This window comes from Corynebacterium sp. HMSC06D04, from assembly GCF_001807315.1.
In the GTDB taxonomy this organism is placed as follows: Bacteria; Actinomycetota; Actinomycetes; order Mycobacteriales; family Mycobacteriaceae; genus Corynebacterium; species Corynebacterium simulans.
On sequence record NZ_KV788559.1, the window covers coordinates 241,348 to 259,110 of the forward strand.

Sequence of the window (17,763 nt, forward strand, 5' to 3'; positions counted from 1 at the left end):
CTATGACCGCACCTGAGAAAGGTCACAAGATTTATACCGTGCGCCTGCCCAATGCGCTGCCAGTGGGAATCATCGCCAGCATCATCTTGGCCTTTGCCTCGTTTTCGGGCGGCGCCACGCGCAATCGCGGCGGTTTCCTCGAAGCGCTAAACGTCGGTTTCTTGGCTTATGGCCATGGCCGCAACGTGGGCATGGTGCTCTACTGGGTCGGCTTGTTTGGCCTCGTTGCAGCCTGGATTTTGGCAGGCCGTCAGGTCATTAATCCGCAGCTGAAGAACCCTCAGCCCAACGGTGGCCTACGCTCTATCCGCATTATGTTGAGCGCTTGGATTGCGCCTTTGCTCTTCGCCGCTCCCCTGGCCTCGCGCGATGTCTATTCCTATTTGATGCAGGGCGCCATGGTACGCGATGGCTTCGATCCTTATACGGAAGGCGCGGCGGTCAATCCAGGCCCGTTCCTGCTAGAGGTCTCCCATGACTGGCGCAACACCACTACCCCATATGGCCCGCTGCACTTGTGGATGGCCGAGGCAGTCACGCGCGTAGTCGGGGACAATGTAGCCGCCGGCATCATCATCTACAAGGCGATTTCCGTGCTTGGCTTTGCGGTCATCGCGTGGGCGATTGTGCAACTCACCCGCGCCCTTGACGGCGATCCTGCCCTCGCGCTGTGGCTCGGCGTGGCCAACCCGGTTGTGGTTCTGCACTTGGTAGCTGGCATGCACAACGAGTCCGTGATGGTGGCTTTGGTGTCCCTGGGGCTGCTGGCCGCGGTGCAGAAACGATTCCACATTGGCTTGCTGCTCATCGGCGTCGCGGTGGCGCTTAAAGCCACAGCTATCTTCGCAGCCCCCTTCGTGGTGTGGATGATGGTGCTGCACTATGCGCCGGGCTCGGCCTCGCGCGGGCGCCAGCTTGGTGCTTTTGTGCTCTCCGGCATCGTGGCTTTAGCTGAGGTAGGCCTTGCAGTGGCTGCGATTACCTGGGCTTCGGGCAGCTCCTGGGGCTGGCTTTCGCAGATCAGCGGCAACTCTAAGGTGGTCAATCCCCTAGCTGGCCCTACCTTTGCCGCCGATGTCATGATTCCGCTGATTCAGATCTTCAGCCCGGATACCACCTACAACGGCGTGCTGAACGTACTGCGCACCATTTCGATGGCTTTGATGCTCATCGGCTTGGTGGCCATGTGGTGGCTGGGCCGCGGCAGTGTGCGCCGTGCCATCGCCGGCACTGCGGGCGCCTACCAGGTGGCGTTCCTCTTCAACTCGGTGACGCTGCCTTGGTACTACGCCTCGGTGCTGACGCTGATGGGCACCTTCCGCCCACCGCTGTTGCTGCTGAAGATAACCACCGGCGTATCGCTGTTTATCGGCGTCGCTTTCTCCGGCGATGGCAACCACCAGCTCTATAACTGGTGGTGGGATATCGCCATGGTCGTTGCCGCGTGGGCTTTAACGCAGTGGATCTTCGCTGGCGTCAGCCCCAAGATCGGCGATGGGCTGCGAAAGAACGCAGCCCAAGAACCCATAAAAGCAGAGTCTGCAGAAAAAGCTACTGCCTAGAAAGCAGAAGCCTGCGCGCGGCGGATAACTTCGCGCGCCAGGTGGCCGTGCAAGGCGTCGATCGGGCGGCCCGGGAGAGTTTCATCTTCGGTGAAAAGATGGATGAAGATCTCCTGGTCGTTAAAACCGCCGTCGCTAAGCACAGTGATAACGCCTGAAACATACTTGGAGATAACGCCCTTCTGATTAAAGAAGGCAGCCGGCACCAAGCGGGTACCTTCTGCGTTGCGCCACGCGATGAACTTGCGGGCGCCCAGCAGATCAAACACGCGGGTAATCTGCAGGTCGAGCTTGTCCGCCACCTCTTGCAGCGTCAACAGCTCCTCGCCTTCCAGGAGGGCAGCGATTTCTTCGTTCTTGGCCTGTTCGGAATTCATCTGTGGATTAGTCACAGACACAACCTTAGCCGGATACCACATCGCTGCGTCTATCAGCCATACTGGATTACATGACAAGGCTGGAAGTAGGCGACATTCTCGAGGACCGCTATCGCGTCGATCGACCGATCGCGCGGGGCGGCATGTCCACGGTTTATCGCTGCGTCGACATGCGCTTAGGCCGTGCGGTGGCGGCGAAGGTAATGCATGAGCACTATCAAGACGATCCGGCCTTTGTGAAGCGTTTCGAGCGCGAGGCCCGCGCGATGGCGCAGCTGCAGCATCCAAACCTCGTGGGAGTGCATGACTTCTCTTCCGATGGCGTGCCGATTTTTCTCATCATGGAACTTATCACCGGCGGCACCTTGCGCGAGCTGCTCGCCGAGCGCGGCCCCATGCCGGCACACGCCGCGGCGGCGGTCATGCACCCGATGCTCATGGGCTTGGATGAAGTCCATCGCGCGGGTTTAGTCCATCGCGATATCAAGCCAGACAACGTGCTGATTACCGCACAGAGCCGCGTGAAGGTGGGGGATTTTGGTCTGGTGCGTTCGGCCGCAGCGGAGCGGGGCTCGAGCCAGATCATCGGTACGGTGTCGTATCTTTCGCCAGAGCAGGTCACCGGTGAGCCGATTACGGCGGCCTCCGATGTTTATTCCGCCGGCATCGTCCTCTTCGAGCTTCTGACAGGCAGCGTTCCTTTCCGTGGCGCTACCCCATTGGAGCACGCGCAGGCACGCCTGCAGGCAGACGTGCCGGCACCTTCGTCCCGCATTGCGGGAGTGCCGAAGCTTTTCGACGCCCTCGTCGCCACCGCCACGGCGCGAGAGAAGTCCGAGCGCTTTGCCGACGCGGGCGAGTTCTTAGACGCGCTTGACGACGTCACACGGGAGCTCGCACTCCCCGACTTCACTGTCCCTGTCCCCCGCAACGCTGCCGCCGCCCGCACTGCCGAGCAGCCCACGGATTTCTCCGGCACGGGAGCTACCCACGTCTTCGACGCCACCACGGCGTTGGAAAGCCCGGCGCCCCAGCCGCGGCCTGCCGAAGAAGAACCGGTAACCGAATACGTTCCGCAGCAGCCGCAGCGCGCGCCTCTTAGCTTCGAAACGCGAGCCGATACGCCAGCCGCCCCGCGGCCGGCGGCTTATCCATCGCAGACACGCATCGATCCCTACGCCGGGCAGGTGCCCCCGACTCCGCAAACTCCACCGGCTCCGATGCCGCAGCAGGCGCCGGCTCCTGCCCCGCAACAGCACAATCAGCTCTCCCGCATCGCAGAGGAGGAACCAGAAGAGCGCCGGGAAACTAACCGCAGTGTCTTCTCACTGCTGCTTTTCCTGGCGCTCGTGGCACTAGCTACCGTCGCCGTGGCGATCGGCGGCTGGTGGTTTGGCTCAGGCAACTACGGCTTCTTGCCGCAGTTCCTAGCCTAAGTAGCGGTCTTTGCCCGCTAGTTGCGCAGCATCTCCGCTATGAGGAAGGACAACTCCAGGGACTGCTGGGTGTTGAGACGCGGGTCCACTGCGGACTCGTAACGACCTGGCAAGTCCAGGTCGGTGATGTCCTCAGCGCCGCCCAAGCACTCGGTGACGTCCTCGCCGGTGAACTCAAGGTGCACGCCGCCTGGGTGGGTGCCCAGCTCGCGGTGGACCTCGAAAAAGCCCTGGACCTCGTCGACGATCTTGTCGAAGTGACGGGTCTTGTAACCATTCGACGCCGTGAAGGTGTTGCCATGCATCGGATCGCACTGCCAGACCACCTTGTGCCCGGAGTCTTCTACTGCCTTGACCACTGCTGGCAAGACGGTACGCACCTTGTCGTGGCCCATGCGGGTGATCATGGTCAGGCGTCCTGGTTCGCGGTTCGGGTCGAGCTTTTCTGCGTACTCCACCGCCTGCTCCGGGGTAACTCCAGGGCCAAGCTTGATGCCCACGGGGTTGCCGATGAGCGCGGCGAAGTTGACGTGGAAGTCCTCGAGGCCGCGGGTACGCTCACCAATCCACAGCTGGTGGGCGGAAAGATCGTAAAGCTTGGTCTCGCCGTTGGTATCCACGCCAAGGCGCAGCATGGAACGCTCGTAGTCCTTCAACAGGGCCTCGTGGGAGCAGTAGATCTCAGCAGAACGTAGGGTCTCGTCAGAAACGCCGCAGGCGTTCATGAAAGCCAAGCCGTTTTCGATTTCATCGGCCAGCGCCTGGTAGCGCGCACCAGCCGAGGAGTTGGCCACGAATTCGCGGTTCCACTCGTGCAGGCGGTACAGGTCGGCGGTGCCAGACGAAGTCAACGAACGCACCAGGTTCATGGCAGCCGAAGAATTAGCGTAGGCCCGAATCATGCGGGCTGGGTCGTGACGCCGGGCCTCTTCGGTGGGCTCAACACCGTTGACGATGTCGCCGCGGTAGTTGAGCAAACCTTTTGAGTCCATGTCCGCCGAACGCGGCTTCGCGTACTGACCGGCGATGCGACCCAACTTCACAACCGGGGTCGAAGCGCCATAGGTGAGCACCACTGCCATCTGCAGCAAGGTTTTCACGTTGCCGCGGATGTGCGGCTCGGTATTGGATTCAAAGGTCTCAGCGCAGTCGCCGCCTTGCAGCAGAAATGCCTTGCCGAGCGCGACGTCGGCAAGCTTGCGCTTAAGCTCCTCAATCTCCGGCGCCACGACAATGGGCGGCACGGATTCCAGAATCTTGCGCACGTTATCTGCCTGCGCGCGATCCCAGCTCGGCTGCTGCTTGGCATTGCGTGCGATGGCATCCCGGAATCGCTCCTCGATGCCGGCAGGCAAAGGCGGAAGATCCGGAAGTGCTTCTTTAGGAATATCTACTGTCCAACTCACATGGCTATTTAACCATTAGCCCCCTGCCGCAGGATAGTTTGGGACTAGATAGTTACTTGGTTGGCTCTTGTCAGCGGTAGTGCCTCCATGCAGGCGCGAAACTTGGCTAGGTTATGACGGGCGTCGACAAGCGCGTCGTGATTGCCCTGCGGCACCGGCGGCAACTTTGGGCAGCCGGCGAATTCCCAGTACTGCTTGAGCTCGCGGGTATAGCGCGGGATGCGCTTGGGCAAGCCCGCCATATCGCCCCACAACTGGGCCAAAACCACGTGGTCATAGGCACCCACCCAAGCCCAGAGCTCGACCGGAGTGGAATGCTTGGTGAGAAACTCTATGAGCTCCTCGCGAATGCGATCGCGCGACTTCCAGACGGGATCGCTCGGGGAAGGCAGCTTATCGAGAACGTTCTCGCGCACCCACGCGTTGGCATGCGCGGGGTTGAAGTCGGTAGATACCGCATAAAATTCGCTGCCATCTTCGCCGACGATACCAATGGAGACCAGCTCGATGGTCTTTCCATTCTCAATAAACTCGGTGTCATAGAAGTAGCGCACGGGGCCTAATCTTACTTGGCTTCCCTCCCCCAGCATGCCTTGGGGTCTGGGGTGCAAGAGGCGGTGCTTGGCGACGCCGCCCGACCCCCGCTCCCACGCATACACCTGCTAGTCGCGGCGGCGTGCGCTGCAGCAGGGGGCCCGCTCGCAGCGGTGGGCCTTTGGGTCTTGCCGCGGAGTGTTTTCCGGATGATAATCCTGCTGTGCAGGCGCGTCGATGAGATGCGAGATGTACGGCGGTTTGAGCAGCCAGCCTACAATCGGCACACGCCCCAGCGCCCATAGCGCCAGAGAGGCAATGGCTGCAAAGACGAAGCAGGCGATCAACCAGAACCAGGTGTTATCCAGCAAGTGCTCGCCGTGCAGAGTGACCTCATGTGGGAACCAAGCCATGAAGAAGCCATAGCCCACTGTAAGGCCGATGGGATGCGCCAAGTAGATGGGCAGCGTGTGCGAGCCAATAAAGCGCAATCCCTTGGACAGAACCGGGACATAAGAGACCCAAATCGCAAGCACAATGCCCAGCGGGACCTCCAAGGCCTGTTCCACGAAGCGGACCAAGATGTGCACCTCGTTAGAGGTCAGGTACTCCGCACCGGGCAGCGGCCACGGAATGAAGACCTCCTCGGGATAAGAATCCCAAGCACGGCGGAAAAAGGAGCCGCAGAGGTAAGCCACAATGGTGCCGCCGTAGAAAAAGGCGGTGGAAAGGCCAAAGTGTCCCTTGAAAGGTGCCTCGATTTCGGAGGCGAAGCGGGTAATCCAGTCCCGGAAGAAAGCCGCGGCTACGAACATCGGCAGGAACATCATTGCCTTGGCAATGAAGGTAAAGTGCGCCTGCCACGCCATGAACAACAGCGGCGTAAAGCTTAAAAGCACGGCCAGCCAGCCGGGCAGCTTGCGTACGCACCACAAGAAGATGTTGAAGAAGATCAGAGAATGGATAAACCAGGCCATCGTATGGCCAAAGACCATGTTGAACAACATCTCATTGCGATCAAAGATGTCGCTTTCAAAGACCCAGTGTAATTCGAGGCGTTTTACCTGCAATTCCACGGCCATCCACACCACATAGGGCACGATGAAATACCACAGGCGGCGCGCGAAAAGCTGCGGGAAGGTGAAGTTAAAAACCTTCGTAGAAAAGTAGCCGCTGACGAGGAAGAAGAGGGGCAAACGCAGCGGGTCTAGCCAGAGGTTGAGGGCCGCAAGTCGGGTCTCGCTGGATTCGGGAACAGTGAGCGTGACGTGCAAAAGAACAACGCCAAGGATGGAAATACCCTTGGCGATGTCAGGCCACGCTAATCGAGCCTTAGGGGAACTCACCGCCTAGTGCGCCTCGTATTTTGGTTCCGCGCCTGCAGGATAGCCCTTGCCTGCTTGCAGGGAGGCTTTGACCTCAGAGGCATAGACATCGACATATGGCTGGCCGGAAAGCTCGGCCAATTCCTGCATAACGTAATCGGTGAAAGCACGAATGGTGTCATGCTCATTCGGGTCCAAACCGCGTTCCGCTGCCCACTCATGCGGATCGATCGGCTCGGCAACGCGCATGCCGACCTTGGTAGGACGCGGCACCCAGCTGCCGATCGGATTGGCCTTGCGGGTACCGATCATGGCGATCGGAATGACCTTCTTCCCGGTGGTCATGGCGATGCGCCCCATACCAGTACGACCTTTGTAGATGCGGCCATCAGGAGAACGGGTGCCCTCCGGGTAGATGCCAAACAGGTCTCCCCTATTCAGAATCAGCTGTGCGGATTCCAGCATGGCATCGCTGGCGTTGTCGCTGTCGCGCTCGACAGGGACCTGGCCGACCGAGCTGAAGAACCACGCTTGCGCGCGGCCCACCAAGCCCGGGGTAGTGAAATACTCGCTCTTGGCCAAGAAGGTGATCTGACGCGGGCACATCAGTGGGAAGAAGAAAGAGTCCATCACCGCTTGGTGCGTGGAGACAAGAATCGCTGGGCCTGCAGTGGGAATGTTATCCATGCCTTCAGTCCACGGGCGGTTCCACAACCGCAAGGCAGGACCGAAAAAGATGTTCTTAAATGCCCAGTACCACTTGTTTCGCATCGCGTTGTCCCTGTCGTTTAATTAACCTATGGCAAGCCCATTGCGGGCTAGGTCAGCTACGCCAATCATACCCGCCGCTGAGCCCAGATCTGCGGTGGCCACGCGGGCCAGCGGGCGATGCCCCGCCCCTACTATTTGGCGCGCCATGTTCTCGCGCGCGGTGTCTAGGTAGAGATCCGCATCATTGGCGACGCCGCCGCCAATCACGATCAGCTCGGGATCCAAGACGTCTGCCACGATGGAAAGGCCCTGGCCCAGCCAGGTTCCGAAGTGCTCCATGACGGCTAGGCCGAGAGGATCGCCGGCGCGTGCGGCGGTGGTGATTTCTACTCCCTCGGCACCTACTGGCAGCGTGGTGGAATAGCTTGGGCGCAGCTCCTCACAGGTATCGGGCAATGCGGTACCGGAGGCATAGCGTTCTAGGCAGCCGCGCTTGCCGCAGGAGCACTCGCGTCCACCCGGGACCACGGTAAGGTGGCCGAATTCTGGGGCCGTGCCGAACGCGCCGCGGTAAATCTTGTCCTCGGTCATCAAGGTTGCGCCAATGCCGGTGCCGACAGAGAAGAACACCCAGTCCTTGGCGCCGCGACCGGCACCGAAGCGCCACTCTCCCCACGCTGCGGAGTTAGCGTCATGCTCGAGGCGTACGGGTAGACCGAGCCGCTTGCTCAAAATTTCGCGCACCGGCGCATCGCGCCACGGCAAGTGCGGGGCAAAGCGCACGGTTTCGCACTGGGGATCCAAAAAGCCGGCGAGTGCCAAGCCGACTGCGGAGATCTCATTCTTCTCACGCAGGGTGTCTACGGCCTGGACGATGTCATCTTCTAGCTGGCGGGCGCTATCCGCAGTTGGCACGCTCACCGAATCAACAATGTTGCCCTCCGCGCTGATGGTCGCCGCGCGTAGGTTGGTGCCGCCGATGTCGAATCCAATGGTGAATCCGGAGTCCGCGGCAGGTTGAGCGTGTTCAAGCATGCACAACAGGATATACCCCCGCCGGGGTATTGGTCACATTCTGCATGTTCGAGCGGAATCGATAAAGAAATTAATCTCTGTCACTAAGCCAAGATTTCACGCAGGCGCCCACCCATGATTTCCCACGTCCATGCCTTCTCCACGTGGTTGCGGCCAGCCTGGCCCATGCGGCGGGCGCGAGGAGCATCGCCTAGCAAGGCGCACAATGCCTCCTCCAATTCGGCAACACTTGAACCGCGCACCACGATGCCGGTGTCATCCGTGACGGTCTCCGGTGCGCCGCCGGAGTCACCGGCAATGACGGGCACGCCGCAGGCCTGGGCCTCAAGGTAGACGATGCCCAAGCCCTCGACGTCGAGGCCTCCCCCACGGGTACGCGCGGGCATGGCAAAGACATCGGCGGCGTGCAGGGCCATCTGCAGCTCCGTAATGTCTTTGGCCTCGCGGATGATGACGTCGGGGGCATAGATTTCGGCGAGCCGCTCTAAAGCTTTCCGGTAGCGGCCGCGACCAATGATGAGCAGTTGTGCATTGGGAAATTGCGCGCGAACCTTCGGCAGAGCTCGCAGCAGCTGGTCTTGCCCCTTGCGCGGGACCAAGCGGGAAATACACGTGATGACGGGACCATCTGACAAACCGAAGTGCGCACGCGCAGCCTGCTTTTTCTGCTCATCGGCCGGCTGAAAATCCTCCAGGCTCACCGCAGAGGGAAGATGCACCCACTTCGGCCCAGGGCCAAAGGGCGCTTGCAAGCGACGCAGCGTGTAGTCGGAGATATACGTAATAACATCAGCGTGCTCTCCGATGCACCGCAGCGCCTGACGGGCAACCGGAAGCATGGACCACCCCACCTCGTGGCCGTGAGTAGTGGCCACAACCTTGGTCGCGCCGGCTTCCTTGGCAGCCTTACCCATCAATGCAAGAGGGGCTGCCGCACCGAACCAAACGATGTCGATGTCATAGGCCTTGATAAGCCGCTGCATCTCGCGCACGGTTGCCGGAGTAGGCAGCATAATGCGCCGCGGCCAACGGATGACCTGGTAGGGCTGGGCGGCATCGTAAAGCGCGGCGGCCTCAGCATCCTGCGTCGAGGCAAAGACGACAACCTCGGAAGGATCCAGGGTGGAGACGAAGTCCCGTAGATATGACTGAATCCCGCCAATCGTGGGCGGGAAGTCATTGCTAACCAGTAGTGTGCGCGCCATGCGCCCTACTCTAGTAGCGCACCGCTCCTTGGATCGGCATAGAGTCCACCGGAACAACCTGAACCGGCACGCCATAGGTCGAAGCATGTACTACCTTGCCATCGCCGACGTACATACCGACGTGGGTAACTCCTGGGTAATAACCGATGATGTCACCGGGCTCGAGCTGATCGAGTGGGACTTGGGTGCCACCTGCGAGCTGCGCCTGCGAGGTACGCGGAATGGACTTGCCCATCTGCTGATAACTCCAAAGCATAAGACCTGAGCAGTCAAAGACGTCAGGGCCCGTAGCACCCCAGCCATACGGCGCACCCAAGCGGGTAAGGGCAGCTTCGACGGCCTTGGAACCGGAACCGTCGGACAAGGCAGCAACGTCGACGTCCTTAGCACCGAAGCGGCCCACAAAGGCAGCGCGCTGCGCCTCGTTTAGGCTATCGACCTTTTCCTCGATCTCCTTCTTCTGTGTTTCGAGCTCTTCCTGCTCCTTGAGAAGGCGATCCCGCTGCTGTTCAAGCTCCACAGCCTTATCTTGTGCGGCCTTTACGGCAGCGGCGGCCTCGTCTTGCAGTCCACGAGCGACGTCGGCGGCCGCAGCCTTGTCATCAAGATTGCGTTGCGCGGTGCGCGAAAGCGCGCCAAGGTAGCCCATACGTTCAACAGCGGTGCCAGGATCTGCGGCATCCAAAGCGGCTGCGACGGCACTGGTGGAATCACCGCGGTAACGCGACTGGGCGATGCCGTTGATGCGATCTTGTTGGTCTGTTACGGCAACAGCTGCAGCATCCGCTTTTATGCGCGCGTCATCGGCGCGCTTCTGGAGTTCTTCTACTTCCTTTTCGGTAGCGGCCAGTGCATCCTCGGAAGCCTTGACTTCCTCGTTCTTGGCGGCCACGCGCTGGGCGACGTCCGCGACACGGTCAACCAACTTCTGCAGGTCCTCGCTCTCAGGACTACCAGGTTCCTCCGCGGGCGCTGCGGCAGCCGGTGCTTCCTGGACTTGCTCGACCTCTTGTGCCGTCGCGGGAGGCACGACCGCCACGCCCCAAGCAGTGGATACGGTAAGCGCTGCGGCCAATGCCGCGTAGAAAGTGCGGCGGGCCCGCAAAGTGGAAGAAAGCACGGTAGTAGTTCCCAAACTTAAAAAATAATAATAGACCGCTTAATACTAGCGCATATCTCGCGCTGAAAGCGAGTACACGAACAACAAACCATAAAACCACAAATAGCCCCTGCCGTCCATAAATAAATGGAGGCAAGGGCCAGTAATGCCGAAGGCAGCTGCTTAAGCCTTAGAAGCGAACTGCGGAGTGGATCGGCATGTAATCCAGAGGGCGCTCCTGAACCGGGACACCGGAGTTCAAAGCATCGATGATGGTGCCGTTGCCGGTGTAGATACCGACGTGGGATGCACCAGAGTAGTAGACGATGATGTCGCCCGGCTGCAGAGCATCCAGGGAGACCTGCTTGCCAGCAGCAGCCTGAGCCTGGGAAGTACGTGGGATCTCAACGCCAGCCTGGCGGTATGCCCAAGAGGTCAGACCGGAGCAGTCGAATGCGCTCGGGCCGTTTGCACCGTAAACGTACGGTGCACCAATGACGGAGCGTGCAGCTGCGAGAGCCTTCTGGCCCGCAGACTGTGCCGGAGCAGCGGCCGGAGCCGACGCCTGTACGGACGCAGCGTAGTTTACGTTCTCCTGTTGCAGGGACGGAACATACTGCTGAATGTTCGGAACCTGGTTGATGTTCGGGACGTTCTCCAGGCCCGCAACCTCGAAGCGGTAGTCGGTGTTAGGAATGACTACCTCGGCACCCTGTGCAACTGCTGGGACTGCAACTGCTGCGGACGCTGCAGCAACTGCGGTGGTTGCAATACGGCGGGTAGTGATTGCGCCCTGACGACGGTGCTTAGCCACGAATTAAACTCCAAATCTTCCTGTGTGCCTACTTCGAATGAGCACGCGTAATTACTTCGCAGAAATACTGGAAGTAAAGATTCACGCTCTGGTTCACCATTTCTGCAAACCATTCGGAGCTCTGACCCGGGGCGGGCCTAGCGTTCGTTGATGCTTCGTTCCTGTAGGAGCATCTCCACTCGGCCCCCGGTTTAGGAGGGGCCAGATGCGGCACTTAAATCTTCAGTTCGTTATTGAGCACCACTTCGTCGGTAACTCAATGTCTCAAATAGGTTACGAAACTGTCACGGCCAATGTCGAATCACCGACCCAAAACCACGGCCGTTATCGTCCCGTTATCTTCCATTGACGTTTCCGAAATGTTTCAGACCTTTAACCGGGGAACGCTCCCCGTTATCACTTTGAGACAAAGCCTAACCTGCGAAAATAATGGCCGCTAATGCCGTTTGCGGGAAACTCATTATCATCAACTTTTGAACCAAATTTAGCGTAAAAAATTGAGACAGTGACCTTCCTCACAGCTCAGTTTTGGGCCAGAATTGGAGGCTCACCAGCCCCAATTTTCACACACATTTGAACTCAGTTTTGGCGAGTTTATGCGCTCGGAGAATGCGCTACTTCCCCCCTTAAAGCGTGCTCTTTATCCCCAGAGCTCTCTCCTTAAAGACTGAATGGATTGCTTCCTATATATATAAAGAGTAGAGAACGGCAAGCAACACAGGCGCCTAGCGGGCCGATGTGGGGATCACTAAAGCCCCCGCCTCTCCTACTAGCAGTAGGAAAGACGAGGGCTTGTGAGCGAGTTTCAGGCTCTTATATAGAAGCCTTAGATGCGGCCGTGCTCTTCGTCTTCGCGACGGTTTGCCTCGTTGAGGCGGCGGAACATTTCTGCCTCCTCAGCGTGGTTCTCCTCGTGAATTTCGTGGACACGGTGCATGAGTGCGGAGTCATCCGGGGAGAAAATACCCTGGGTCTCAGAGTCAGCGAAGCCAAGCTGGTTGAGCTGCTTCGGAACCTGAGCGCCAGCGTACTCCAGCGGAACCGGGTGGCCGTGCTCGTCGACCGGGCCAAGCGGCTGGTGGACCTCGATGAAGGCACCATTCGGCAGCTGCTTGATAACACCGGTCTCGATGCCATGCTCCAAGACCTCGCGGTCGGAACGCTGCAGACCAACGCAGATGCGGTAGGTCATGAAGTAAGCGATTGGAGGCAAGACGATGAGGCCGATACGACCAACCCAGGTCATTGCGTTCAGCGAGATCTGGAAGAAGTGTGCGACGTGGTCGTTACCACCGGACAGGGTCACCAGCAGGAAGAAGGTGATTGCCATTGCGCCGATAGCGGAACGAACCGGAACATCGCGCGGACGCTGCAGCAGGTTGTGGTGAGCGTCATCGCCAGTGAACTTCTTCTCCAGGAACGGGTAAGCAAACAGCAGCACAACCATGGCGCCACACAGCAGAGCTACCCAGAACGCGGATGGGATGGTGTAGTTGCCCAGGTACAGCTCCCATGCCGGCATGACACGAGCAACACCGTCAGTCCACAGCATGTAGATATCCGGCTGGGAACCAGCGGAGACCTGAGACGGGTTGTACGGGCCAAGCAGCCAGATGGCGTTGATGGTCAGAAGACCAGACATCAAAGCCAGAACGCCAGCAACCATCATTCCCATGCCGATTGCCTTCGTAGCGAAGACCGGCATAATGCGGACGCCGACAACGTTGTTTTCTGCGCGGCCTGGTCCAGGGAACTGGGTGTGCTTCTGGAACCAAACCATGATGAGGTGAGCGGCAACCAGACCCAGGATGATGCCCGGGATAACCAGAACGTGCAGGATGTAGAAACGGTCCAGCATGAGGTCGGACGGGAAGTCGCCGCCGAAGATTGCCCAGTGCAGCCAGGTGCCGATAATAGGCAGGCCCAGGATGATAGCGGACATGATTCGCAGACCAACGCCGGAGAGCAGATCGTCCGGAAGGGAGTAGCCGAGGAAGCCCTCAACCATGCCCAGGAGAATCAGTGCACAACCGATAATCCAGTTAGCCTCACGCGGGCGACGGAACGCACCGGTGAAGAAGATGCGGAGCATGTGAGCAACCATGGACATCATGAACATCAGGGCTGCCCAGTGGTGCATCTGGCGGATAAACAGGCCGCCGCGAACCTCGAAGGAAAGATCCAGCGCAGTTGCGTAAGCGCGGGACATCTCAACGCCGTTCAGCGGGGTGTATGCACCGTCGTAGATGACCTTCGTGATGGAAGGGTCGAAGAACAGTGCCAGGTAGATACCGGTCAGTAGCAGGATGATGAAGCTGTAAAGAGCCATCTCACCGAGCATGAAGGACCAGTGGGTCGGAAAGACCTTGTTCAGCTGGGTTCGCAGTACTCCGGCTGCGGAGTAGCGCGAATCCATGTTGTTGCCCATCTTGGCAAGTTTGTTACTCATTATGACTTACGCTCCCAGAATGCAGGTCCGACAGGCTCGATGAAGTTGCCCTTGGCAACGAGGTAGCCCTCTTCGTCCACGCCGATCGGCAGCTGCGGCAGTGCACGGGCTGCAGGTCCGAAGACCGGCTTGCCGTAGTGCAAAGCGTCGAACTGCGACTGGTGGCACGGGCACAGAATGCGGTTGGTCTGAGCCTCGTACAGAGAGGTCGGGCAACCAATGTGGGTACAGATCTTGGAGTAGGCGTAGTAGTCGCCGTAGTGGAAGTCTTCCTGACCAGCACGCTCAATTGCCTTCTGCGCATCGGAGTGACGCAGGCGGATGAGCATCACGGCGTTGCGGTTGCCGTGAATGGAGTGCATGTGGTTTTCGTAGACGTCCTTTTCCTCAGACCACAGGTCACCATCGTTGACGTCTTCCGCAGCGAGCGGGAAGACAGTCTCCATGCCGCCGGCAGCGAGGTCCTCAGGACGCACGCGAACCAGACGAGCGAGGCCACGGGTGGTGTAGTGGGTACCGGACTCGCCCTCGTGCTTTTCCGCAATAGTAGAGGTATCGCGAGCCAGGTAGAGCTTCACGCCCTTCTCGTGCATGGTCCAACCGGAGGTCCACAGAGTGCCGTCGCCAGCGTAGTTAAGCTCGTGGCGCTTCTTCCATGGGTTGTTGATTGCGCCGCCCAGCGGAGCAATAACGGACAGACCAAACAGAACGCCTGCGCCGCCGAGCAGACCCATGATGGTTTTGCGACGACCCAGAGTGGAGGTCTTCCAAGAATCGTTCAGAAGAGCGGTCAGGGTGCGGCGGTCGACTTCCTCGGAAGGGCCGTCGTGACGACGCTGAACGGAAATCTCTTCTGGCAGAATCTTCTTAACGTACTGAACGATGGCAAAGCCCAGGGCCAAAATAGCCAGGCCAGCGGTAACACCCAGCAACGGGGTGTAAAGAGTATGCCACCAGATGCCGTCCTCTCCCAGCATCTTGTACTGCCAAGGCCAGAAGAGGTAAACGCCAAGGAAGGCGATACCAGCGATGACAGACAGTGCCAGCCAGAAGGTGACGTTACCGGCGGCGCGCTTTTCAGCTGGGTCGCCATCGACCGGGAAACGCTCCTTGCGGAACGCAACGGTTACGTCGTCGAGCTCGGTGCCGAGAGCGGCGAGCTCATCGTTGCTCATCTTGTCGAGCTCTGCGTTGGTGTAGTTCTTCTTTACATTGCTCATGAGCGCGATCCAATCCACATAGCGGCAACGCACAAAGCGCTGATGCCGATGATCCACATTGCGAGACCCTCAGCGACCGGGCCCAATCCACCAAGGTCCCAGCCTGCTGGAGACGGGGTTTCCTTTGCAGACTTGAGGTAGGCGATGATGTCCTTCTTCTCGTCTGCAGAAAGCTGACGGTCGGAGAACTTAGGCATGTTCTGCGGACCGGTCAGCATTGCCTGGTAGATCTCCTGCTCGTTGGCCGGAGCCAGCGGCGGAGCGTACTTACCGGAGGACAGCGCGCCGCCTTGGCCGGTGAAGTTGTGGCAGGATGCACAGTTCATGCGGAACAGCTCGGAACCCTTAGCTACGTCCTCGGCCTGAATCTGGCCGTTGTAGTTAGCGCCACGAAGAGATTCTTGAGCAATGGTGCCGTCTTCGTTGTAGACGATGTCAGCGCCGCCACCATTTGCTGCAACATAAGCTGCAAGCGCCTGGGTCTGCTGCTCGGTGTAACGCGGGGTCTTGCGCTCAGCCTGTGCATCATTGGACATCATCGGCATGCGGCCGGAGTGCACCTGGAAGTACACGGAGCCAGCACCGATGCCAACGAGGGACGGGCCGCGGCCCTCAATGCCCTGCAGGTTGGCACCGTGGCAGGTGATACAAGCAACGTCGTAGATGTCCTTGCCCTCTTGAACGAGAGCCTGATCATCCTTTTGAGCGGTTGCGATCTGCGCGTCTGGGGTCAAGGCCGAAGCCAGGACACCAGCACCAGTCAGACCGATGCTCAGAGCGAAGGCGCCGGCAAGAGTGCGCTTCGCCTTGCGGCGACGGCGGGTCTTCTTAGCCGCGGCAGTGGTCTCTTCCACTGCGGCGGTTTGCTGAATGTTATCCATCATTTTCCTTTAGATAACTCGTACACGGAAATGGATGGCTGTAGGCCGAGAGCCTGCTCCCGGGCTCCTACGGCCTACTGGACTAGGTAGATGACTACGAACACGCCAATCCAGACAACGTCGACGAAGTGCCAGTAGTAGGACACTGCCATCGCTGCGGTTGCCTGTGCTGGCGTGAACTTGGACTTAGCAATACGCGCCAGAATGATCGCGAAGGAGATAAGGCCTGCAGTCACGTGTGCAGCGTGGAAGCCGGTCAGGATGTAAAAGACCGAACCGAAGACGCTGGACTGAACAGTCACACCGTGCGTGATCAACTCTGTCCACTCAAATGCCATGATGCCCAAGAAGACAACACCCAACAGCAAGGTCACTGAGTACCAGAGTCGGAGCTTGTATACGTCACCCCTTTCTGCTGCGAATACGCCGAACTGGGAGGTCACGGAAGACGAAATCAGCACTGCCGTGATGATGAATCCCATCGGCACGTTGATATGGGCGGTATGCTCCGCCCAGTCGCCTTCCTGGCCGTTTGCACGCGAGGTGAACCACATCGCGAACAGTCCGGCAAAGAACATCAATTCCTGAGACAGGAACACGATGGTGCCAACGCTGACCATGTTGGGTCGGTTCAGCGCGGCAACACGTGGTGCTGCCATACCTTGGTTTGAAACTACGCTCGTCACGCATAACAGTATGGCCGGTCAGAGACGTGAAGTCACTTTAATTCCCCCCGATATTTTGAAGCTACTTTTCGCCATGCCACAGCGCTTTGCCAGCAAAGGTTAATTCTGGAGAAAAATCGGCTGCTAGCGGGAACTTTTGCTACTGCTTTACGACGTCCCATCCGTGCAGGTAAACAGCTTATTGGCCGGTTAACCGCCGAAAGGACCGCGAAATCGTCGGAAAATTTGAACACTTAAGATGCGCTTTGCAACCGAATTGAGCAATTAGGTCGATGATATAAATCACAAAACGGTCGCTGCTGAAAATAGCAGGTTTCCAACTTTCGGTTGACCCCCGCGAAAATAGCCCCTAACGTGCCATTACTCGGCGATATAGCGCGCGTTGAGAGCAGCTTTCACTATCGTCTCCTCCCCCGCTACATCCGCTTTAGAAAATCTTTTAGATTTTGTGGGAACTTTTGGAACCTTCCATCCGACGCAGAGATCGCCAAAGTCCCCCACCACGGAAAGTGATGGGGGACGCGAGAAGTTTTAGGCGGGCGTTATGGGCTGCCGGGATAGGCCGCCACTAACGCGCAAGGAAAGTTAGTGCTTTTCCTTCGGCAGACCGTACTGCAGGGACAGACCGGTAACGGAAGCCACCAGGCAAGCAGCGCCGAGAACGATGAGCCAGAAGTACAGGAAGATGATGCCCAGACCAAGCAGCGCGATGGAGCCGGTCATAGCCAGCGGCCAGATGGAACCCGGGGAGAAGAAGCCGAGGATGCCAGCGCCGTCCTCAGTCTCTGCCTCTTCCCAGTCCTCAGGAGCGACGTCGACGCGGGAATCGGTGAAGCTGATGTACACGCCGAGCATGATGCACAGCAGGAACGCCAGGGTAAGGCCGACGATGCCTGCCCACTCCGGACCGTACAGGTAGCCGTCATCCTTCACGAAGCTCACGCCGAGGACGTAAACAATCAGGGAAACAAACAGGTAGGTCGCAATCGAGTAGAAGACCTTAGATGTTGCACGCATTGTGAA

The 17,763-nt window shown here is 59.0% G+C and carries 16 protein-coding genes; 2 read left to right on the forward strand and 14 right to left on the reverse strand.

Features of this window, described 5'->3' with window-relative positions:
- Positions 1-2 precede the first annotated feature (2 nt).
- On the forward strand, positions 3-1,562 hold the full coding sequence (locus tag HMPREF3155_RS10805; RefSeq protein WP_070433293.1) for an alpha-(1->6)-mannopyranosyltransferase A: 1,560 nt from the start codon (positions 3-5) through the stop codon (positions 1,560-1,562).
- Here the strand turns inward: HMPREF3155_RS10805 and HMPREF3155_RS10810 are convergent.
- On the reverse strand, positions 1,559-1,939 hold the full coding sequence (locus tag HMPREF3155_RS10810; protein WP_246817730.1) for an Rv2175c family DNA-binding protein: 381 nt from the start codon (positions 1,937-1,939) through the stop codon (positions 1,559-1,561). The genes HMPREF3155_RS10805 and HMPREF3155_RS10810 overlap by 4 nt on opposite strands.
- Before the next feature lie 71 nt (positions 1,940-2,010).
- On the opposite strand from HMPREF3155_RS10810, the gene HMPREF3155_RS10815 reads away from it, so the two are divergent.
- Entirely contained in the window at positions 2,011-3,375 is a 1,365-nt protein-coding gene (locus tag HMPREF3155_RS10815) for a protein kinase domain-containing protein (protein WP_070433294.1), read from the forward strand.
- Between the two features lie 17 nt (positions 3,376-3,392).
- On the opposite strand, the gene HMPREF3155_RS10820 is transcribed toward HMPREF3155_RS10815, so the two are convergent.
- The 13 genes from HMPREF3155_RS10820 to HMPREF3155_RS10880 all read right to left on the reverse strand — a co-directional run bounded on the left by HMPREF3155_RS10820 (position 3,393) and on the right by HMPREF3155_RS10880 (position 17,757).
- Positions 3,393-4,781: a class II 3-deoxy-7-phosphoheptulonate synthase gene (locus HMPREF3155_RS10820; protein WP_061923528.1), complete on the reverse strand. Its 1,389-nt coding sequence runs from the start codon at positions 4,779-4,781 to the stop codon at positions 3,393-3,395.
- A 44-nt stretch (positions 4,782-4,825) separates the two neighbouring features.
- Entirely contained in the window at positions 4,826-5,335 is a 510-nt protein-coding gene (locus tag HMPREF3155_RS10825) for a polyadenylate-specific 3'-exoribonuclease AS (protein WP_061923531.1), read from the reverse strand.
- 108 nt (positions 5,336-5,443) lie between these two features.
- A complete protein-coding gene (locus HMPREF3155_RS10830; protein ID WP_083281307.1) occupies positions 5,444-6,661 on the reverse strand; it encodes an acyltransferase family protein in 1,218 nt (405 codons plus the stop codon).
- A gap of 3 nt (positions 6,662-6,664) precedes the next feature.
- Complete coding sequence (locus HMPREF3155_RS10835) at positions 6,665-7,411, reverse strand: lysophospholipid acyltransferase family protein (protein ID WP_061923535.1); 747 nt, start codon at positions 7,409-7,411, stop codon at positions 6,665-6,667.
- 21 nt (positions 7,412-7,432) lie between these two features.
- Positions 7,433-8,386 (reverse strand): ROK family protein, encoded by a 954-nt coding sequence (locus tag HMPREF3155_RS10840; protein WP_061923538.1) that lies wholly within the window; start codon positions 8,384-8,386, stop codon positions 7,433-7,435.
- A gap of 83 nt (positions 8,387-8,469) precedes the next feature.
- On the reverse strand, positions 8,470-9,591 hold the full coding sequence (locus HMPREF3155_RS10845) for a glycosyltransferase family 4 protein (RefSeq protein ID WP_061923541.1): 1,122 nt from the start codon (positions 9,589-9,591) through the stop codon (positions 8,470-8,472).
- 10 nt (positions 9,592-9,601) lie between these two features.
- Positions 9,602-10,711: a C40 family peptidase gene (locus tag HMPREF3155_RS10850; protein ID WP_235591059.1), complete on the reverse strand. Its 1,110-nt coding sequence runs from the start codon at positions 10,709-10,711 to the stop codon at positions 9,602-9,604.
- 169 nt (positions 10,712-10,880) lie between these two features.
- On the reverse strand, positions 10,881-11,504 hold the full coding sequence (locus HMPREF3155_RS10855; RefSeq protein ID WP_070433295.1) for a C40 family peptidase: 624 nt from the start codon (positions 11,502-11,504) through the stop codon (positions 10,881-10,883).
- An 826-nt stretch (positions 11,505-12,330) separates the two neighbouring features.
- Positions 12,331-13,953 (reverse strand): cytochrome bc1 complex cytochrome b subunit, encoded by a 1,623-nt coding sequence (locus HMPREF3155_RS10860; protein WP_062038180.1) that lies wholly within the window; start codon positions 13,951-13,953, stop codon positions 12,331-12,333.
- Positions 13,953-15,173 carry a cytochrome bc1 complex Rieske iron-sulfur subunit gene (locus HMPREF3155_RS10865; RefSeq protein WP_061923549.1) on the reverse strand — a complete coding sequence of 407 codons (1,221 nt, stop codon included), beginning with the start codon at positions 15,171-15,173 and terminating at the stop codon, positions 13,953-13,955. Before HMPREF3155_RS10865 ends, HMPREF3155_RS10860 begins: the two co-directional genes overlap by 1 nt.
- Positions 15,170-16,057 (reverse strand): cytochrome bc1 complex diheme cytochrome c subunit, encoded by an 888-nt coding sequence (locus HMPREF3155_RS10870; RefSeq protein WP_062038174.1) that lies wholly within the window; start codon positions 16,055-16,057, stop codon positions 15,170-15,172. Before HMPREF3155_RS10870 ends, HMPREF3155_RS10865 begins: the two co-directional genes overlap by 4 nt.
- A gap of 71 nt (positions 16,058-16,128) precedes the next feature.
- Positions 16,129-16,713 (reverse strand): aa3-type cytochrome oxidase subunit III, encoded by a 585-nt coding sequence (locus tag HMPREF3155_RS10875; RefSeq protein WP_179294365.1) that lies wholly within the window; start codon positions 16,711-16,713, stop codon positions 16,129-16,131.
- Positions 16,714-17,325: 612 nt separating this feature from the next.
- Entirely contained in the window at positions 17,326-17,757 is a 432-nt protein-coding gene (locus HMPREF3155_RS10880; protein ID WP_070433296.1) for an aa3-type cytochrome oxidase subunit IV, read from the reverse strand.
- Positions 17,758-17,763 lie beyond the last annotated feature (6 nt).